This is a genomic window from Streptomyces katrae, assembly GCF_000717655.1.
GTDB classification, from domain to species: domain Bacteria; phylum Actinomycetota; class Actinomycetes; order Streptomycetales; family Streptomycetaceae; genus Streptomyces; species Streptomyces katrae_B.
In genome coordinates, this window is the sequence record NZ_JNZY01000021.1 from 36,373 (window position 1) to 53,264 (window position 16,892).

Genomic DNA, 16,892 nt, shown 5'->3' on the forward strand with positions numbered 1-16,892 from the left:
GCTACTCCGAGGTCTCGTTGAGCAGGATGGTGATGGCGTCGGTGGCGGCATCGACGGTGTGGTCTGCGGAGTGAAGGCCGTCGGGCCAGGGCTGGCCACGGAGCCAGATGGTGCGCAGGCCCGCCTGACGCCCGCCGCCGATGTCTCCGGCCGGGTTGTCGCCGATCATCCAGCCGCCGTCGGCCAGGGACCGGCCGCAGCGGCTCGCCGCGAGTTCAAAGAGTTCGCGAGCTGGTTTGCGGATCTCCACATCCCCGGAGGCCGCGATGCCGTCGACGAGGTCGGTGAGGCCGGCTGCGTCGAGCTTGGCCCGCTGGATGTCGCTGGCCCCGTTGGTGGCGATGCCGATGGTCCAGGCTGCCGCGCGAAGTTGGCGCAGGCCCTCGAGAACCTCAGGTCGGCAGGTGGCAGCCTCGGCGATCAGGTCGACGTACTCCTTCCACAGTTGCTCGGCGGGCTCCGTCAGTCCGAAGTCGGTGCGCAGCCGGGCGAAGTCGCTGGGGTTCGCGCGGTCGGCCAGAGCGGCGCGCAACCACTGCTCGATGGGGGCTTTGAAGGCGTGGGCGCGACAGAGGGCGGTCACGGCATCGCTGAGCGCCGCCTGACGGTCGATCAGCGTGCCGTCCAGGTCAAAGAGGGCGAGCATGCAACCGACCCTATCGAGGGATCGTTTGACGCCCACCCAGGCCGCTCCCGTGGTGTATCTTTCGGGGAAACATCGATCATGAGAGGCTGGGCCATGACCGACGCGGACCCCTTGCAGCGGGTGAACGCCCTATTGGACGACGTCCTGCCGCCGCCGCGTGTGCGGCAGCAGCTGCGCCTCGCCGCGGGGCTCACCCAGCTGGAGGTCGCCGAGGCCGTGGGCGTCCAACGTCTCGCTATTGCCCGTTGGGAGCTGGGGCAGGTTCAGCCGCGCCGGCCTCACCGGGCCGTCTACATCCACCTGCTCAAGCGACTCGCGGAGCGTTTCCCCGAGGCCGCACAGCTGGATGAGGGCATGCCGACGCCGGTCTCCAAGAGGGGATCGGGATGACCTAAGGCCATCGACCGCGCGTACCAAGAAGCGGACTAACCTCCCGCTGGCCTCGCGCGGCCCGTCTACCGACCGGGCTCTTAACCCGTGTCGGCCGCTCAAGTCCCAGTTCGTAGCTGGTCCTGAGCTGCGGCTTATCAAGCCGCTCATTTCCAAGTCGGCCCCTCATCAGGGCCACTGCACCACCGGCCCCTAACCACGGCCACCACAGCCACAGCAGAACCAGTCCGCTTCACCGCAAGCCCCCACCACAGGGGCTTCGCGCTTCCGCGGAACCAAGAGGAGAGGAGAAATCTCCCCCCCGCCCGATCGGCGTCCGCCCGCTTCTCACAAAGGGGGCTACCCGGCACATCCGCACACCCGGCTCGGCCGGCCCCGAGGGGCTCGATCGGTCCAGTTACACGGAAGGCAAGGTCGTTTCTCATAGTGCACGAGAGTGGTGTCCCCTGTCAGCTCAGCCCTGTCCGTTTCACCCCGGTTCGAACTCCTCGGGCTTCCCGTGTGACGGGATCGGCGTCCTGTTCACACCGGTTTTTACGGTTCGTCCCGGAAATTAGATTTCCCGTAGAACCCCACAAGTACGCGGCTTCCGAGAAGGCCCGGGTGTCTGCCCTGGCGGCAGAGGCTGCCGTGGTCATCCGCAGCTCCGTCCCGTGGGGCGGGGCGGGATCCAAGATTGCTGCCCGCCCGGCGGGAGCGCTCAGGGTGCTCGCTGCTGCACGTCCCTTGTCCACAGGGGTCCTGCCCAAGGGTGTCGAGATGATCTACATCTCGCACTTCCGGGCGGGCCGATGAACGGCACGGCGGCACTGTCCGCTGTGCTGATTCCTGCTCCGCGCCGTTCCGTCTCGTCGGTCGACGCCGACGGGGCGTCCGTGCTCCCCTCCTTATACGTTCCGGAGGCACAGCAGTGGCTGGCGGCCTCGACGGGCCGGGTCGCGGGCGACGGCTACTCGTGGATGCAGGCGGTCCACTGGGTTGCCGGGGCCGGGGTCTACGATCCGCGGCGCCACAAGGCGCACGGCCCGCGCAGTTTCGGCTGCACGACAGTCCGTGTCGCCCAGGAGCTCGCTCACCTGTCCCCGTGCCGTCCGGGCACCGCGTACCTGATGCGGCGTACCGGTCTGGGCGAGCGGACGGTGGAGTACCACCTGGGGATGCTGCGCGAGGCCGGCCTGCTCGCCTACATCGTCAAGGGCACCCGAATTGCCGGGGAGGGCGGCAAAGCCAGCGAGTTCGCGCTGGTGATCCCGATCGAGTTCGATGCCGCGCTGCGGATCCGTACGGTCCAGCGCGATGAGTCGGCGCCCACGTACACGCGCGCTGTGACCGGGATCGCGGAGGCCAGCCGGGAGCTGATCGCGCAGCTGGCGAAGAAGGCCGCTCGGCAGATCCGCAGGCCCCGGAAGGCGACCGCGAAGGGCCAGCCGAAGCCGTCCCCGGAGGGGTCTGTCGCGGCCTCTGGGGCGGCTGTTTCTGATGAGGCCCGTTGCACCCCAATGGGGGGTAGTTGCTCAGGACTTTCTACTGCAGCTACTACCTCGCTTCCCTCTGAGACGACAGACGTCGCCAGCGGGAAGAGCGAGTCGTCCACCAGGAAGAAGTCCGGCGAGAAGGCTCGTCGGGGGATCAACAGCGTGGGGCGCCGCCACCAGCTGGCCGCTGAGCTGATCCGGGAGATCCCCTGGCTGGGCCGGGCATCGACGCCCCGGATCGCCTGGGTGGTCCGGCACGTCGCTGATGCGGGCTGGAGCTCCGCAGAGGTACAGGCATGGCTGCACGCCCGAGGAGAGGTCGACACAGTCCACCGCGCCTCGGGACTCCTCGCGACACTGCTGCGCGGCGCCCACGAGATCGTCCGCACCCCCGAAGCCAGGGCCGGGATGGTCTCCGACTGGCGCGACTCTCGCAGCGCGGCCGCCCGCCGCCACCAAGAACTCGAGGCCGTACCCCAGGGCCCGCGCAGCCAGGCCGCGAAGGCCGAGTGGATGCCCTACGTCACCGCTGGCCAGCCGCTGCCCGCCGACTACGACAAGACCTCCGGCACCGTCGCCGACCAGAACGTCGGCCACGCGATGAGCGCCCACGAGGTCGAGGAGATGCGGGCCCAGGCCAAGGCGGAGTACAGCAACGGCCAGAACGACCTGGTCCGCGTCATCATCACCGGCTCCGGCCGGGGCGCCGCCGAGGTCATCTTCGGCGCCGAGCTCGTCCACCGCGCCCTAAACATCCCCCGCCCCACCCGCCACATGGCCACTGCGAACCGCTGATAAGGAGCCTTTGATGACCGAAGCGATCAACCTTCCGCAGGCCCCGGCATCCGGTGTCGACCTCGCCCGCCAGGCCCTGGCCGCTGCTCGCGCCGCGGCCCGGCAGCGAGGCGACCGCCCCAGCGGCTCCCGCAAGGCCCACCGTGCCCGCACCTTGCGGCAGCCGGACGGCCGCGAACCCATCGGCTTCGCCGCCCTCCTCGCCAACCTGGTCACCGACCGTGCCTGGGAACTCCCCTCGGCCGCCGGCTCCCTGGTCGACGACTGGCCGACCATTGCCACCGACCTCACCGGGCACGTCGCTCTCACCGGATACGACCCGGCCACCGGCGAACTCGCGGTGCGCCCTGTCTCCTCCCCATACGCCACCGCCGTCCGGCTGCGCACCCGCCAACTCATCGACGCCGCCAACCAGGTCCTGGGCTCCGCCACCGCCGTCCGCACCATCCGGATCCTGCCGCCCGGGACCGCCCCCGCCGCACCACCCCTGGCCCCAGAAGCCTCCGGCACTCCGCCGACGGCCGGCCCGGTGCCCGATGAGCCCTACGAGGCTCCCGCCGGGTACCGCGAGGCCATCGCCGCGCACCGCCAGGCCAGGGTTACCAGGACGGTGAACCCTGCGTACCAGGCCGCGGCCGAGGGGCAGATCCGCAACGCCTTGCGCGAGCCCGAGCACCTGTTCGCGGATGGCCTGGCCGAGTTCGCCCGCCTGCGGGAGCAGGCCGACCGTGAGTGCGCGAGGAGCTCGTCGTACGCCCTCGCCGTGGCCCGGGCCCGGGCTGAGAAGGCCGGGCTCACCTCGTTGCCCGTGGCCACCGGGCCCCGGCGCCTGGACCTCTCGGCGTGACTGGGCGCGACTGCGGATGCGTGTGCGGGGGCCAGGCGCTGCCCCCGCTCTCGAGCCACGCCCGTGCCGAACGTGCTGGCACTGCCCGGGACGTCCTGAAGCTGGGACGGACCGCGTGAGGCGCGGAAAGAGCCAGGCCAGGATGGCGTCAGCGGTCGTTCAGAGCGGCGACAGCACCTTTCGGAGCTTCCAGTCGCTTCTCCATAAAGGCCCACACGCCGTCAGGTGCCGAATACGGCGTCCCGGGCGGGACCGTCATCCACACCGAGCCGTCATCGTCGACCAGCAGAAGCCCTTCGGCGTGCAGAGAGTGCAGCGACTCAATGGCTTCATCTTCAGTGATCCCTTGGTTGTCGGCCGCGTCCGCGGCCAGACCGGACAGTCGTGCCAGCCTCTCCAGATGGCGGGCCGCAACAACAGGAATCGGCGTGCCGTAGAGGTCGCCGTACTTGAGAAGAGTTCTCATCGTGTCGGCCTGCCCGGAGTCAGGTCCGAACTGGGCCACCACCGCCTCGAGGGGGCTTGTGGCGTCCGTGCCGTGGGGCAGCGCCGGGCTGGCCCACTCTTGATAGAAGGCGCCAGGCGGGTTGAGGCTGTACAGCGTGGCCGTGTTGCGGGGACGCGGGGTTCGCTTGGGCCGCGGGCCGATCCGCTCGGCGGCCGCAGCCCGGCGCGCTGCCTCCCGGGCCCGGCGTCGGGTGAGGTCATTTTGCTTACGTGCCATGCCATGGGTAACTCCAGACGCACGCGTCCGGTTGCGTGTACACGGCTCTCTCGGGCGTTCGACCGAGCGGTTGGGCTGAGGCGTGGGGCTGGGGCTGCTTGGATGGGCGGGTGCGCCCTTCCTGGCAAGGGAGTTGAGGGTGACGGCTTCGCCGGGGCAGCGAGGCACAGGGTGATGGGAGTGGGAGATGAGTGACCGCAGTTCAATCGAGTGGACTGAGGCGACATGGAACCCGACGACCGGGTGCGATCGCGTCTCGTCCGGGTGCGACAACTGCTACGCGTTAACGCTGGCCAAGCGCTTGAAGTCGATGGGAGCAGCGAAGTATCAGAACGATGGTGACCCGAGGACTTCCGGGCCTGGTTTCGACTTGACGGTTCATCCGGATGCGCTCGGCGTTCCGTACGGGTGGAAGAGTCCGCGGACCGTGTTCGTAAACTCGATGTCCGATCTGTTCCACGCGCGCGTGCCGTTGGACTTCGTGCGGCGGGTGTTCGAGGTGATGGCGGATACGCCGCAGCACACCTATCAGGTGCTGACGAAGCGAGCCCGGCGTCTGCGGCAAGTCGCGGACCGGTTGGACTGGCCGGCGAACGTCTGGATGGGTGTATCGGTGGAGACCGGCAAGGAACTTCCCCGCGTGGACGACTTGCGGCAGGTGCCTGCCGCAGTGCGGTTCCTCTCCTGCGAGCCGCTGCTCGGGCCGCTCGATGGACTGAACCTGGAAGACATTCACTGGGTGATCGCCGGTGGCGAGTCCGGGGCGGGGCATCGTCCTGTGGAAGAGGCGTGGGTGACAGACATCCGTGACCAGTGCGTCGAGGAACAGGTCGCCTTCTTCTTCAAGCAATGGGGTGGCCACACGCCCAAGGCCGGCGGCCGGACTCTGCAGGGCCGAACCTGGGACCAGATGCCTCTGCCAGCCCTCGCCTGAGGCTCGCTGGTCCAGCGGCGGAGCAGCCGCTGGACCAGGGGTCGGGGCTACGCCGCGGGGCCGGGATGCACCGTGATCTCGCGGATCTTCTTCTCGCCGACACCGCTGCTTGGAGTCCGGCCAAGACCGTGGAGGTGCTTCACCGCCTTTCGGGCCACGGGCTCGGTGACCTGCCCGTAGTACTCCCCGAACAGCTCCAGGGTGTGATCGACGAGCTTGACCGGGTGCCGGAAGCGTCGCAGCAGTCCTTCAAGGTTCTCGGCCATGGCCGGGACCGCCTTCTTCTCGACTTCCACCGGGTCAGGCCGCAGCACCGACGCTGTCGAGAACAGCGTGTCTTCCTCCTGCAGGTCGAGTGTCTTCCACCACTCATCCCGGGCGCGGGCAAGGGCGTCTCCGAACACCCACAGTCCGTAGGGGCTCCTGGTGGCAAACACCAGGTGGTAGACGGGCTGGACGGTGGGGGACTTCGCCACCGGAACAGACTGAACGAACATGCCGGTCCGCTCCGCCAGACGCCGCGCGTACTCGGCCGCCACAGCTTGAGCGGGCAGCACACCAGGCTTTGGGTCGGCGAAGTACGCACGCCACCAACGGCCGCCGCAGACCTCGTCGAACCGCTCCAGGGACCGCTCGTTGCCCTTCGGCGAGCGCACATGCCCGCCCAGTCGCTGGACCGCCATCATGCTGAAGTTCATGAGTAGCTCGGTGGCCGGCCGCTTGCCCGGGCGGCGCTTCGCCAGGACCTCCACCAGCCGGTCCATCGGCAGCGACAAGCCGCACGGATCGAGGAACAGGAAGAACGGCACCCCCACCGCGCTGTCGACAACTTCGTCCAGGACGTCATCGACGCCGCCTTTGCGGGCCTGCGCCCTCACCCCGCGGGCCCGGTAGCCAGCCACGACCTCCTCCAGCCGGGCAAAAGACTTCGCGTCCTGCTCCACGAAGAAGCACGACAGGTTCAGCCCCCGGCTCCTGTGGTGTGCAGCCACCCGCAAGGCGATCTCGGCCGATCCGGGTTCCCCGTTCTCATACCGACCCTCGCCCGCGTACCCGTCGAGGTAGACCACCCGCCCGTCCTGCGCCTGGGTGCCGGTCATCCCGCCGAACGGCGGGAGATATCGCCTTAACAGCTCATGTTTCAGCACACTCGGCAGTGCCCTGCCCTGCCAGTAACTCCCGCTCGTGCCACTCGACACTGCCCACCCCCACCGCCAGCAACTACGTTGGGTGACAAATGGTCGACCATGAGCCAGGAGTCGGCAAGACCCCCACCGCGCCTGGCGCTCGGCATCGGCGGCCGCGAGGCTCCAGCGCAGCGGAAGTCAAAGGTGGGCCAGGTGCTCACGGACGGGGCCGGCGAGCTCGGCGTAGAAGTCGACGCGGTCCTGGGCCTGGAGGACCTGGGCGCACACGGTCAGCAGGCCGGTGCGGGCCTCGGGCCGGTCCAGGATGGGAGCCAGCTCGGTCCGGATGCGGGCAGCCGCTTCGGGGGTCAGCAGCGCGTACACGTACAAGGTGGCGGCGTCGTAGCCATACGGGGCGCGGCCCCACCCTTCCCAGTCCACGATATGCGGGCCGCGGGTGATGTTCCCGTAGTGGAGGTCGCCGTGGGCGGTGGTCCAGGTGACGGCGTCGACCTGGTGGCCGGTGAACTCGGGGATCACCCGGCGCAGGTACTCCTCGCGTACCGCCTCGCGGTCCGTCGGCGGCGGGACGTCGGTCAGGGACTTCAGAGCGGCCGTCATCTCCTTCCACCACGCCTCGGGAAGGTCGGGGTCCTCGTCGAGGACGGGCCGCGGGGAGACGATCGGGTCCGGTGCGAAGGCGTACAGCTCCGCCCGGTACGCGTACGCCTTGGTGGTCCAGTCCCGGATACGGAACAGGTCGGGGCGTGGCACCGAAGCGGGTAGGGCGCGGGAGGTGGAGGGGCCGTTCCACAGTTTGCCGCCCTCGGTGCCGGCCTCGGCGCAGACCACGCGGAGCCAGTGTGGGCTGGCGGCTGCCGACAGGGTCCGGCCCCGGTACCCCCACACCCGGCGGCCGGTGGCTCGCAGGCCGAACTGGTCGGCGGCGTGCTGCTGGGCGGCCAGCATCCGGTCGGCGGTCGCGGGGGCGGGGGCGTCGAACATGGCGGTCCTACCTGTGGGAGACGGCGGCCGCGTCCTTGGATGCCAGCTCGGTGGCGAGGGTTGCGACCTGTTCGTCCCACGCGCAGTTGGGCGGGTGGCGGTCCCTTGGCTGAGGATGCAGGCCGCGCAGGAGGCCCGGCTCTACGGGATGGGCGCGGGGCTCTCGACAGCGATCCTGTCGTCCAGCCAGATGACAGCGGACGAGTCTCCCTGCGCGTCGGAGGGGGTCAGGTTCTGAAGGGCGTTGGAGATGGCCTGGCCGACCCGCCGTCCGATGGCCCGATCCAAATCAGTGCTGAGAATTCCTGCACTTCATAACACCAGTCCAGGACCGCCGCGAGGGATGAGCCTCCGAGCGGGACGGTGACGATGCCGTCGGCCCCGGTGGTGACCTCATCGCCGTTCGTCGACGGGCGGAACGCCCCGGGACGGAAGGATCCGCGCCTCCAGTGCTCTTCGTGTGCCTGTTCCTGCAGGTAGTCCCAGGTGGTGTGGTGACAGCGAACACGTGCCACTCCGACCCCGGCAGCCTTAGCCACTTCGTTGACACGGCCCCTCGCCCCTGGGGCCAGGAAGCCACCGCGATCGGTTCCGATGTAGGCGTGGTGGCGGAGCCATCGTTGCCGAGCAGCTTGCCCAGGATGCCCACGGAGTCTCTCCTTCAAGGCGGTGGTCGATCTTGTGACCATGCGTACTCGGACGGTCACCAACTCTGCTCCGACCGTACGCTGAACCCAGGCTCCGGCGAAGGCGATCAGCCCGTCCGGTCTACGAATGCCTGGCAGCACGAGGCACCGCCGAACTTTCGCGCCCTATGCCTGAACGATCGCGTTCTGGCGGACTGCCCCCGCCGTCATCCGTTCAACTCACGTGATCTTTGCTGTGACTGGCGGAGACGAACTGCCAGTTCTCTCCGGGGGACTGAGGAGGGATCGTGAGGCGGATCGCGTCGCGGTTGTTCATCAGGAGCCGGCCGCTGGCGTGCAGGTGGTGCAGGTGGACCCAGATCCTGTGCTCGGCGGCCACGTGCTGCTTGCCGCTGCAGTTCAGCCGTGGGCACACGTCCTGGTGCCCGGCCCCGTCGTGATCCCCGACTTTCTCGGCGAACTCCGCGACTGGCACCACGCTCACCGCATCGTCCGGGTTGTCGCCCTGGGCGTACACGATGAAGCCTGCCTTGATCCGGTCGTCCAGGTAGGTGGCCGCCATCGGAACCCTGCCCTGGTAGATCGGCAGCAGAAGCTCCTCGATCCGCGCGAAGAAGATCCGGCTGTCCATGGGTGCTGTCGCCTGCAGATCGAACCTGCCGGTCAGCGGATTCGGGGTGAGCCATTCCCTGTACCCGTCGTAGGGAGGCTTGCCGTGGAACAGGGGGTCCATCTCCAGCAGCCGCTGCTCCCGGCGTTGCTTGGCCACCCGGGCCGCCTGCTTGTTCGGCCCGCCCTTGTTGTCCTTGCGCTTCTTCGCCATGCCCTCGGATTCTGCCGTGCGCCCTCCACGGAGCCGCGCTGCCAGGCGCTCTCTCTTCGGCACGTCCGAGGGAACTATGCGTGGGTGGGCTGACGCCCAGGTCCCTCGTGTAACAGCGCTGGTCCGGTGCCTACGCGTATTCGTGGACAGTGATCGGCCGGATCCGGCCACTGTTCAGGAAGATCCAGCAGGGCGCGACGGTGGCCGGTAATTTCGGTCCGATTTGAGACCTCCGCTCACGGTGGCGGATGGGCTGGTAGCGCGGGTGGGGGAGCTGTGGGCAGTACGGAGCGCGAGCTCAACCAAGAACATGAGGTCTTGCGTCGGACGCTCAGCGAGCGGCACGCGCGAGTGGTCCGGCTGGACCAGGATGACCTCGAGTTCGATGCGGAGTACGAGCGGCTGGTGGCGGAGGCCGCGCGGCTCATCGACTTTGAGAACCAGTTGCCGGCCCGGCTTGTCGAGCCGAAGCGCGAGCGCAGCGAGCGGTTCGTGCGGTGGTCGTGGCGCGCGGAGGCGGCGGTGTCCACCGTCTTGATCGCTGCTGTGTTTCTCCTGGGGAACACGGCGTGGTGGCTGGTGGTCCTTGTTCCGCATCTGCTGGCCACCCTGGGCGGCTGCACGCTCAAGGTCACCGCCGCGCGGCATGCCACCCAGGCCAAGGTCGCGGCCTCCCTGCACGCGCTGTGCCTGCTGGTCGCGCTCGTGAGTCTGGGCGTGCTCTCCGCGTGGTTCATCATCGCCATCCTGGCCGGCTGGTTCGTGATCGGTGTGGCATCGGACGGCACCGAGGCTGCCAAGGGACGGACCCTGTGACCGGCGACTACGACCACCAGATCCGGGACCTGGATCACAGGATCGACTCCCTGGAAAGTGACCTGAGCAGCCTCAGTGGGAAGTTCGGCGATACCGATGATCTCGACTACGAGCTTCGCGACATCCGCAGCGATGTCAGCAGCGCGGAGAGCAAGCTCGAGGAACTCGAAACCGAGCTGAACGACCACGTCGGGGAAACCGATCGGGCGATGAAGCGGCTGGTGGGGCAAGTACGGCTCTTGGAGGGACAGCTGCTGGCCGCGGGCGGGGCTCAGCCCGCTGATCTGGACTCCTTCACCGCCGAGCAGCGGAAGCTGGCCCGGGCGGTCAGCCTCGGCTGGGACGCCTGCGACGCTCTGCTCAGCGACTACGAACAGTCGGCATATCGCCAGCGGGTGCAGAGATTCGGGGCTTCGATCGCTCAGCACCAGGAGCACCGCGCCGAGGTGATCGCCGCGGTAGGAAAGCTGGTCGCTACCGGTGCCGCCCGCGAGCATGCGGCGGCGGTGACGGAGCTCGGGCAGGCCCTGGGGCAGGAGCGGCGCTTGAGCCAGGACCTGGACCGGCAGACCGATCCGGCGGCGGAGGCGAAGCGGGCCCTGGCGGCCGATGCGAAGGTCCGCGCGGAGAAGCAGGGCGTGATCACGGCGGGGGAGAAGGCCGAACAGAAGCTGACGCTGGCGCTGCGCAGCCGACTGACGGACGCGATCAGCGCGCGGGCTCTGCCGCCGGTGTGGTTCGCGACGGTCCTCGGATCGGTTCCTCCGGCCGCCAGGACCCAGAAGTGGGTGGAGACGGCTACCGGGCTGCTGCTCTACCGGCTGGTCTACGGCATCAGGGACTCCGTGGTGGCTCTCGGGGACAAGCCGGCCGGGCGTACGGGGCGCCGTGCGGAGTGGTACAAGCAGCTGGCCCAGGACCTGCGGTACTGGTAGCGAAGGGTCGGGATGTCCGTGCGGAGTGACAGGCGACAGATCCAGACGGCGGTGCTGGGCGGCGCGGAGTCGGAAGATCCGTTGATGCTGCCGCTGGAGGCGATCGAGCTGGACGCCTTCCGCCGGCGGCACGGGGACGACACCTTCTGGTGCGGGCTGCTGCTCGGCGGCTGCGGGGGCCGGCTGACGACGAAGCTGTACACCGACCGGGTCTGCCACTTCGCGCACCATCCGGGCGCGGACGGCCTGGTTCACGAATGCGGTCGCCACGCGCGGGGTGTGGCCAGCGCCGACCACCTGTACGTGAAGTCCGCGGCCTCGTCCTGGCTACAGGACCAGGGCGAGCAGGCCCGCTTCGACTTCGCGCGGCCGGACGGGGTACCGATCGGCTCCGTGGTGGACATCCAGTGGAAGCTCGGCGGCTTGCGCGTGCACCTGGACCAGGCGGTCGCTCCGGCGCGAGGGCACCACTCGCCGGGTCCGGATCGGTACCGAAGCGTTCGCGCGTCCCACCGAGTGGTTCAAGTTGGACGAGTGCGAGATGACCGATCGCGGCCTGTCGACGCCTGCGGTCCAGCGGATTGTCAGCTCTCGCCGCACGCCCCCTCCATCCCGGTGGCCGATCGGAAAGGCCAGGAAGGCACCGGATGCGCAGGCGCAGGCACCGGTCCTGCTGCGACGTCTGGCAGAAGCCCGCCGCGTCGAGGCCGTGGTCGTGGTCAGCCGGGTGTGCGACGAGATCACTGCCGTGACCGGGGGAGAGCCGGAGACTCAAGCACAGCTGGTCGCCGCGGTCGAGGATGCGCACCGCTGGCTGGAGCAGCAGGCCGAAGTCAGGCGCGAACTCTTCTCCCGCCTGGAAGAGGAGCTGGCCGGCCCCCGCACCAAGACGAAGGTCCGCGAGCTCCTGGTCCGCGTCAACGCGCACGCCAGTCACGACCGCACCACGGCAGAACACGAGATCGCGGACGCGGCTGCCGCCTACCTGGCCGCTCTCGCGTCCGCCGCGGCGGAACGGGCCCGCGCCCTCCTGGCCGATCTCCGCCGCGCACCCTGGGATGCTCCACGAACGCTGCTGCTCCCCATGGTGGAGGAGCTGGTCGAGGTGGCGGCCGGCGCCGGGAGTCTGCTCCACGGCTGGGAGACACGGCAGATGGCGTTCTGGATGGCGTCGGCGGGCTTCGAGAAACCGGCTGCCGTCCCGTCGCCGCGGTTGGCCGAGGCGCGGGCGGCGGCCGCGCAGCGAGAGAAGAACAAGGAGGAGGCCGCCGCCGAAGAGGCGCCGCTGAAGCCACGGCTCCTGCACAAGCAGGTGGCGCGGCGTTTCTGGATCAAGAGGGACTGCCCGCTCTGTCACGCAGGCCAAGGTGTGGAGTGCCGCGACGACGATCAGAGCGGCACCGGTAAAGTCCGCCGGATCCCTCACGACGAGCGGCTCCAGCCGATCGTGGACGAGCGCAAGGCCAAGCAGCAACAGCGCCCCCGTCCCTGGCGGGTGTACGACCTTGCCTGCCCTGACTGTGGTCGGGAGCCCGGCGAGCGCTGTGCGACGCCGGGTGGCCCTCACTACGCGCGGGTGGAGAGGGCGAAGGAGTATACCCGCATGAGGCTGCACCCGCCCGAGCGTGAGGCTCTCGACGGGCCTGCTGACCAGAGCAATTGACGGCTCCGCGCCGACGCGACGGCCTGGCTGTTTCTAGCGGGGTGAAGTAGAGCCAGGACGGCGGGCTTAGCCACTGGTTCGGGCGGTGAGTTTGGGAGCCGCCCAGTGTGATGGTGTGTGACATGCCGCTGTTGGCGTAATGGGCCCTTTGGGCTGTTTGGGCGCTCATTCTGTGCCTGTTGATCACGGTCGTGTCAGGAGACCGGTGTGTACAGGTCGCGTGAGTGGATCTCTGAGCGGATCCGCTGGGACAAGCGGCGACGGACGCCCTGACCCGGCACTTGCCTGAGGTTCAGCGAGGCCCTGCAAGCAATGACTCCGCAGCGAATCATTCCTAGAGGACCGTGCGATGTTTCTTGCACAACTTAACTTGACTGAGTCAGTGGGTGTGGCGGCAGCTAACGCAGCCTTCACAGCGATCCTGGTCGGAGGGGCCGCCACTTTCGCAATCAAGAGGTACGACCTGAGACATCAAACTCGGACAGCTCTACGTGAGACCTATGCGCGACTGCTCGTCGCCCAACGAAGATCCCGTGAGGCGTCCGTCCGGCTGGCCGACTTTCGCGCGGGGCGTCGTCAGTGTCGAGTGCGCAGGGTGTCGGCCGCCACCCGCTCGACAGATGAGGACTTGGAGGAGAAGGCGCAGCTGGCTCACGACGAGTTCATCGAGACGTATCACCGCCTCAACCTTGATGCATCCAATCAGATGTGGGAAGAGGCGCGTGGGCTGCGGTATGTGCTCAGCCATATGCTGGAGCTCGGGAAGCAGGGCGAAGCCGCACATTGTCGTGCACTCGAAAAGATCGCCACGGATGCGCGCATGAACCTGGAGCGTAGTTTCCGGGTCCTACTCGGCCACAAGCCCCTTCGGGATCGACGATCGCTCGGCGAGTATGACAAACGAAAAGTGCCCCAGGCTCCCCCTCGAAACCGTTTCCTACGCCTACCGCTCCGGCGTCAGAATCAAACCTGAACAAGGCGCGCTGCCACCGATCACGGAATAAGGAAGGCTCTTCCACGCCGCGCCTGTCAGGGACACGGACCGGTCGGGCCCGATCAGCAAGCTACTGGCCCCAAAGCCGTTGCCACCGCAGACACTCCCACCGTGACGTCACTCGATCAGGGCGGCTCTCATTCCTGCCGCCGATCATGGGACCTATGCCTATGTCCATCCTCACCTCGGATGGAGCAACGTGGCTCTCGAACCCACCGCCCCAGTGGCTCTACTTCACCCCGCCAGAAACAGCCTGGCCGTCGACCAAGGCACAGGCACCCCTCGGCATCCGCGCCGACGTTGTGGCCGGGCGTTTCCAATGGAAACGACAGCGCCGCGGCGGCCCGAACGGATGCGGGAGGGGTGCCGACGGGCTGTCAGACCCAGAAGGGGCCACCACGCTGGGACAGAACGGTGGGGGTGAGGGTGTTCTTGAGGATGGCTTGCCGCCACAGGGTGCGGTTCTTGTAGTGGTCCTTGTCGATGTCCTGGGGGTTGTGCTGCCACTCGGCCAGGTGCTGGGCGACGGCGGTGAGGACGGCGTCACCGGAGGTCGTCTCCTGCGGCTTCGCCGCCGCGTGGAGAGCGGCCACGGCGGCGTGGGAGGGGTAGTAGCTCAGCTGCATCACGGGGTCCGGTGCTTCGATGCCCTGCCGGAGCGCGGTGATCGCCTCGTGGAGGTGCTCGTCCTGTTCCGTGGGAGGAATCATCAGAAGCGCTTCGAGGAGTACGGCGGCCTCGGTGGTGTTCAGCGGTGTGGTTTTGCTGCCGCTGAAGGTGTGGTGGAAGATCCGCAGGAGCACATCGGTGAGGCGGGGCTTGGCCCGCCGGTCGACCAGGCAGTGGGCGCACAGCCAGGCCATGGGGACGTACGGCAGGCGCGGGTGGGGCATCCGGCCGATGAGTTCGCCGGCCACCACCGGGGCGGCACACAGGTTGCAGGAGGAGTCCGAGACGGCCTCCTTCGTTCGCATCGGCGCGACTAGGCCACCGGGCTCCGCCGGCTCCGGGTGGGTGTACGTGCGGTACGAGTCCGGGTCCTCCACCCAGGCCCGCGCCTGGATGATGGCGTCCCGCAGCTGCTCGTCCGTCGCCTCGGCCCGGCTGGGCGCGCCCATCCAGTCGTTCAGCTGCCTTTGGACGAAGGGAATCGGTTCGCGGAGCGCGCCCGACAGCGGCCCCACGTAGGTGGTGAGGAGTTTGCGCAGCTCAGCCCCGTGCAGCTTGTCGAGATCGTCGTAGGAGGGGGCAGGGAGCCCGGCCGGCATGGACGACGGGTCGGCCAGCCACCGCTCGACATTGGTGAGGGCGGCGCCGAGCTGGGCCAGTGAGACCCCTGTCCTCTTCTTCACCCTGATCGAGTCGTTGACGATGCCGTTGACCCGGCGCCCATGGATGCCCGTGGCGGCGGAGAGCTGCTCCACCTTCCAGTTGAGTCGCTGCCTGGCCTGGTTCTCGGTGAGCAGTACGACCGGCTCGCACGTCCGGCATGGGACATCGGCTGCGGGCGCCGGCTGTTCACCGCACTGCCCGCAGACGAATCCCGGGCACGCCGAGCACAGCGTCTCGAGATCCTCACTCTCCCCGGGTGCGGGCGGGGACAGGTCCTGGCGCAGTTGCTCGGCGACCGACCGGCACTCGCCCACGCAGTTCTCGGCGGCGGCTGCGGCGCCGGGCTGCAGGACCAGGGCCTCGCGCACGGTGGGCCACAGCACGGTCGCGTAGGGCTCGGCGAAATCGTCGTCATGCCATTCCTCGAACTGCGCGGCCCGGTAAGCGGCCAGCAGGCGCTTGTCGCTGCCGTTGGCCACCTTGTGGTGCTCGCGGTCATCGAGGCAGTCGCAGCGCAGCCGTTCGGCGTACCCGCAGAACTCGGCGCCGAGGGCCCCGCACTGCGGACACATCGTCCACTGGTAGGGCGAGTCGTCGTAGGTGCGCATCCCGCTTAGCTCATGGAACCGCCAGGGCCCATCCCAGATGTCACCGGGCTCGTCGTCGGGGAAGAAGGGCCCCTCGGCCAGCAACGTTCCACCGCGCCACTCCTCCGGGACCTCCACTGGCAGAACGCTGTCGGCCTCCTCACCCCAACCGCCGAGCCATTGGTCGCGGCCCTCGGCCGCCATGGCGAACCGGCCCCACCACGCTGGGGCCTCCACCTCGGCCGTGAACCAGATCCGCTGCTCCGGCAGCCAGAACGCCGGCGTGCGCGGCGAGCCCTGGCTGTCGTAGAAGGTCACCGGTTCGTACGCCCACGGCACCCGAAGGTGGTCGAAGAACACCGACCAACGCGCGTGGAGCTCCGTACGGAACTCCACCCTGATCACCTCGTACGCCATGGACCGCTCCCTGCCGCTGTATCCGGTTCGCTGCCGGGGGTCACCCTCCACCCCACCGCGTGGGCATCGATGTGTCCGTCACCAGTTCGGCCTATCTGTGTCCCTCAGCAGAGGTATCGATTCGCCAGCCCCGTGACCCGGAGACCTGACAACTGCTGGACCTCACTCAGGCCCGCGATTTCCTCCGGTCCGCCGGCGCCGTGGACGCCGCAAGCGCCCCGTAGACCATCCGCCAGGTTTTGCACGTACGAGGGGGCCCCGAACCAGAGTTCTGGTTCGGGGCCGCCCTGCCCTACGGAAATCTGTACAGGGGTGGGAGTCGGGGCCCATGCGAGCTGCACGGCCTGGATCAGACCGACTACCGGAAAGCCGGCCGGGCCTGCGACAATCGAGGCTGCGGCTTCGCCTGACCTGATCGGAGACACCGGTGCCTGAAGATCCCATCGCTCACGGCGAGCTTGCCGCGCTGACTCGACGCCACGAGCAGGCCCAGGACCAGAACGTCCGCGAGTTCGGGATCATCAAGAGCGAGCTCACCACCCTCCAGCTCAAGGTCAGCAACCTGGACCAGAAGGTCGACAACCTCAGCGGCCAGATGAGCGGCATGGACCAGCGCCTGAACGGCCTGGACCAGAAGGTCGAGGCTCTCGACCAGAAGATCGACCGCAATCAGGCCCAGATCATCGAGCTGCTGACACAGCTGGTCGGCCGGCGCCCTGACGCCGGCTGACGATC

Annotated in this window: 15 protein-coding genes; 9 read left to right on the forward strand and 6 right to left on the reverse strand. The window is 68.5% G+C overall.

Annotated features, from left to right (window positions below; all coding sequences use genetic code 11):
* Position 1 precedes the first annotated feature (1 nt).
* Complete coding sequence (locus IF09_RS0124090; RefSeq protein WP_030299019.1) at positions 2 to 646, reverse strand: HAD family hydrolase; 645 nt, start codon at positions 644 to 646, stop codon at positions 2 to 4.
* Positions 647 to 724: 78 nt separating this feature from the next.
* Between IF09_RS0124090 and IF09_RS0124095 the strand changes: the two genes are divergently transcribed.
* The 3 genes from IF09_RS0124095 to IF09_RS0124105 all read left to right on the forward strand — a co-directional run bounded on the left by IF09_RS0124095 (position 725) and on the right by IF09_RS0124105 (position 4,153).
* A complete protein-coding gene (locus IF09_RS0124095; RefSeq protein WP_234321121.1) occupies positions 725 to 1,036 on the forward strand; it encodes a helix-turn-helix transcriptional regulator in 312 nt (103 codons plus the stop codon).
* Positions 1,037 to 1,854: 818 nt separating this feature from the next.
* The gene (locus IF09_RS40520) at positions 1,855 to 3,306 is read left to right on the forward strand and encodes a helix-turn-helix domain-containing protein (protein ID WP_234321122.1); all 1,452 of its coding nucleotides are present in this window, start codon (positions 1,855 to 1,857) and stop codon (positions 3,304 to 3,306) included.
* Positions 3,307 to 3,319: 13 nt separating this feature from the next.
* Entirely contained in the window at positions 3,320 to 4,153 is an 834-nt protein-coding gene (locus IF09_RS0124105) for a DciA family protein (protein ID WP_037635835.1), read from the forward strand.
* A 148-nt stretch (positions 4,154 to 4,301) separates the two neighbouring features.
* On the opposite strand, the gene IF09_RS0124110 is transcribed toward IF09_RS0124105, so the two are convergent.
* On the reverse strand, positions 4,302 to 4,877 hold the full coding sequence (locus tag IF09_RS0124110; RefSeq protein ID WP_030299028.1) for a hypothetical protein: 576 nt from the start codon (positions 4,875 to 4,877) through the stop codon (positions 4,302 to 4,304).
* A gap of 187 nt (positions 4,878 to 5,064) precedes the next feature.
* Between IF09_RS0124110 and IF09_RS0124115 the strand changes: the two genes are divergently transcribed.
* Positions 5,065 to 5,811 carry a DUF5131 family protein gene (locus IF09_RS0124115; RefSeq protein WP_030299030.1) on the forward strand — a complete coding sequence of 249 codons (747 nt, stop codon included), beginning with the start codon at positions 5,065 to 5,067 and terminating at the stop codon, positions 5,809 to 5,811.
* Between the two features lie 47 nt (positions 5,812 to 5,858).
* Here IF09_RS0124115 and tcmP read toward each other — a convergent pair whose 3' ends face one another.
* From tcmP to IF09_RS0124135, 3 genes are all read right to left on the reverse strand, one after another.
* Positions 5,859 to 7,010 (reverse strand): three-Cys-motif partner protein TcmP, encoded by a 1,152-nt coding sequence (tcmP, locus tag IF09_RS43260; protein WP_324606860.1) that lies wholly within the window; start codon positions 7,008 to 7,010, stop codon positions 5,859 to 5,861.
* Between the two features lie 126 nt (positions 7,011 to 7,136).
* The gene (locus IF09_RS0124125; RefSeq protein ID WP_030299034.1) at positions 7,137 to 7,943 is read right to left on the reverse strand and encodes a phosphotransferase; all 807 of its coding nucleotides are present in this window, start codon (positions 7,941 to 7,943) and stop codon (positions 7,137 to 7,139) included.
* 861 nt (positions 7,944 to 8,804) lie between these two features.
* Positions 8,805 to 9,413: a hypothetical protein gene (locus tag IF09_RS0124135; RefSeq protein WP_030299036.1), complete on the reverse strand. Its 609-nt coding sequence runs from the start codon at positions 9,411 to 9,413 to the stop codon at positions 8,805 to 8,807.
* Between the two features lie 276 nt (positions 9,414 to 9,689).
* Here IF09_RS0124135 and IF09_RS0124140 point away from each other — a divergent pair, with 276 nt between their 5' ends.
* The 4 genes from IF09_RS0124140 to IF09_RS45730 all read left to right on the forward strand — a co-directional run bounded on the left by IF09_RS0124140 (position 9,690) and on the right by IF09_RS45730 (position 13,800).
* Complete coding sequence (locus tag IF09_RS0124140; protein WP_158710025.1) at positions 9,690 to 10,229, forward strand: hypothetical protein; 540 nt, start codon at positions 9,690 to 9,692, stop codon at positions 10,227 to 10,229.
* A complete protein-coding gene (locus IF09_RS47190; RefSeq protein ID WP_234321124.1) occupies positions 10,226 to 11,164 on the forward strand; it encodes a hypothetical protein in 939 nt (312 codons plus the stop codon). Before IF09_RS0124140 ends, IF09_RS47190 begins: the two co-directional genes overlap by 4 nt.
* 541 nt (positions 11,165 to 11,705) lie before the next feature.
* Positions 11,706 to 12,827: a hypothetical protein gene (locus IF09_RS43265; RefSeq protein WP_234321125.1), complete on the forward strand. Its 1,122-nt coding sequence runs from the start codon at positions 11,706 to 11,708 to the stop codon at positions 12,825 to 12,827.
* Positions 12,828 to 13,422: 595 nt separating this feature from the next.
* On the forward strand, positions 13,423 to 13,800 hold the full coding sequence (locus tag IF09_RS45730) for a hypothetical protein (RefSeq protein WP_158710026.1): 378 nt from the start codon (positions 13,423 to 13,425) through the stop codon (positions 13,798 to 13,800).
* 398 nt (positions 13,801 to 14,198) lie between these two features.
* Here IF09_RS45730 and IF09_RS0124155 read toward each other — a convergent pair whose 3' ends face one another.
* Entirely contained in the window at positions 14,199 to 16,157 is a 1,959-nt protein-coding gene (locus tag IF09_RS0124155) for a hypothetical protein (protein WP_030299042.1), read from the reverse strand.
* 427 nt (positions 16,158 to 16,584) lie between these two features.
* Between IF09_RS0124155 and IF09_RS0124160 the strand changes: the two genes are divergently transcribed.
* Positions 16,585 to 16,887: a hypothetical protein gene (locus IF09_RS0124160; RefSeq protein WP_030299044.1), complete on the forward strand. Its 303-nt coding sequence runs from the start codon at positions 16,585 to 16,587 to the stop codon at positions 16,885 to 16,887.
* Positions 16,888 to 16,892 lie beyond the last annotated feature (5 nt).

Bases quoted from the DNA above. Each gene is read 5' to 3' on its own strand.
- IF09_RS0124090 (WP_030299019.1), bottom strand. From the start codon at position 646: ATGCTCGCCCTCTTTGACCTGGACGGCACGCTGATCGACCGTCAGGCG.
- IF09_RS0124095 (WP_234321121.1), top strand. From the start codon at position 725: ATGAGAGGCTGGGCCATGACCGACGCGGACCCCTTGCAGCGGGTGAAC.
- IF09_RS0124105 (WP_037635835.1), top strand. From the start codon at position 3,320: ATGACCGAAGCGATCAACCTTCCGCAGGCCCCGGCATCCGGTGTCGAC.
- IF09_RS0124110 (WP_030299028.1), bottom strand. From the start codon at position 4,877: ATGGCACGTAAGCAAAATGACCTCACCCGACGCCGGGCCCGGGAGGCA.
- IF09_RS0124115 (WP_030299030.1), top strand. From the start codon at position 5,065: ATGAGTGACCGCAGTTCAATCGAGTGGACTGAGGCGACATGGAACCCG.
- IF09_RS0124125 (WP_030299034.1), bottom strand. From the start codon at position 7,943: ATGTTCGACGCCCCCGCCCCCGCGACCGCCGACCGGATGCTGGCCGCC.
- IF09_RS0124135 (WP_030299036.1), bottom strand. From the start codon at position 9,413: ATGGCGAAGAAGCGCAAGGACAACAAGGGCGGGCCGAACAAGCAGGCG.
- IF09_RS43265 (WP_234321125.1), top strand. From the start codon at position 11,706: ATGACCGATCGCGGCCTGTCGACGCCTGCGGTCCAGCGGATTGTCAGC.
- IF09_RS0124155 (WP_030299042.1), bottom strand. From the start codon at position 16,157: ATGGCGTACGAGGTGATCAGGGTGGAGTTCCGTACGGAGCTCCACGCG.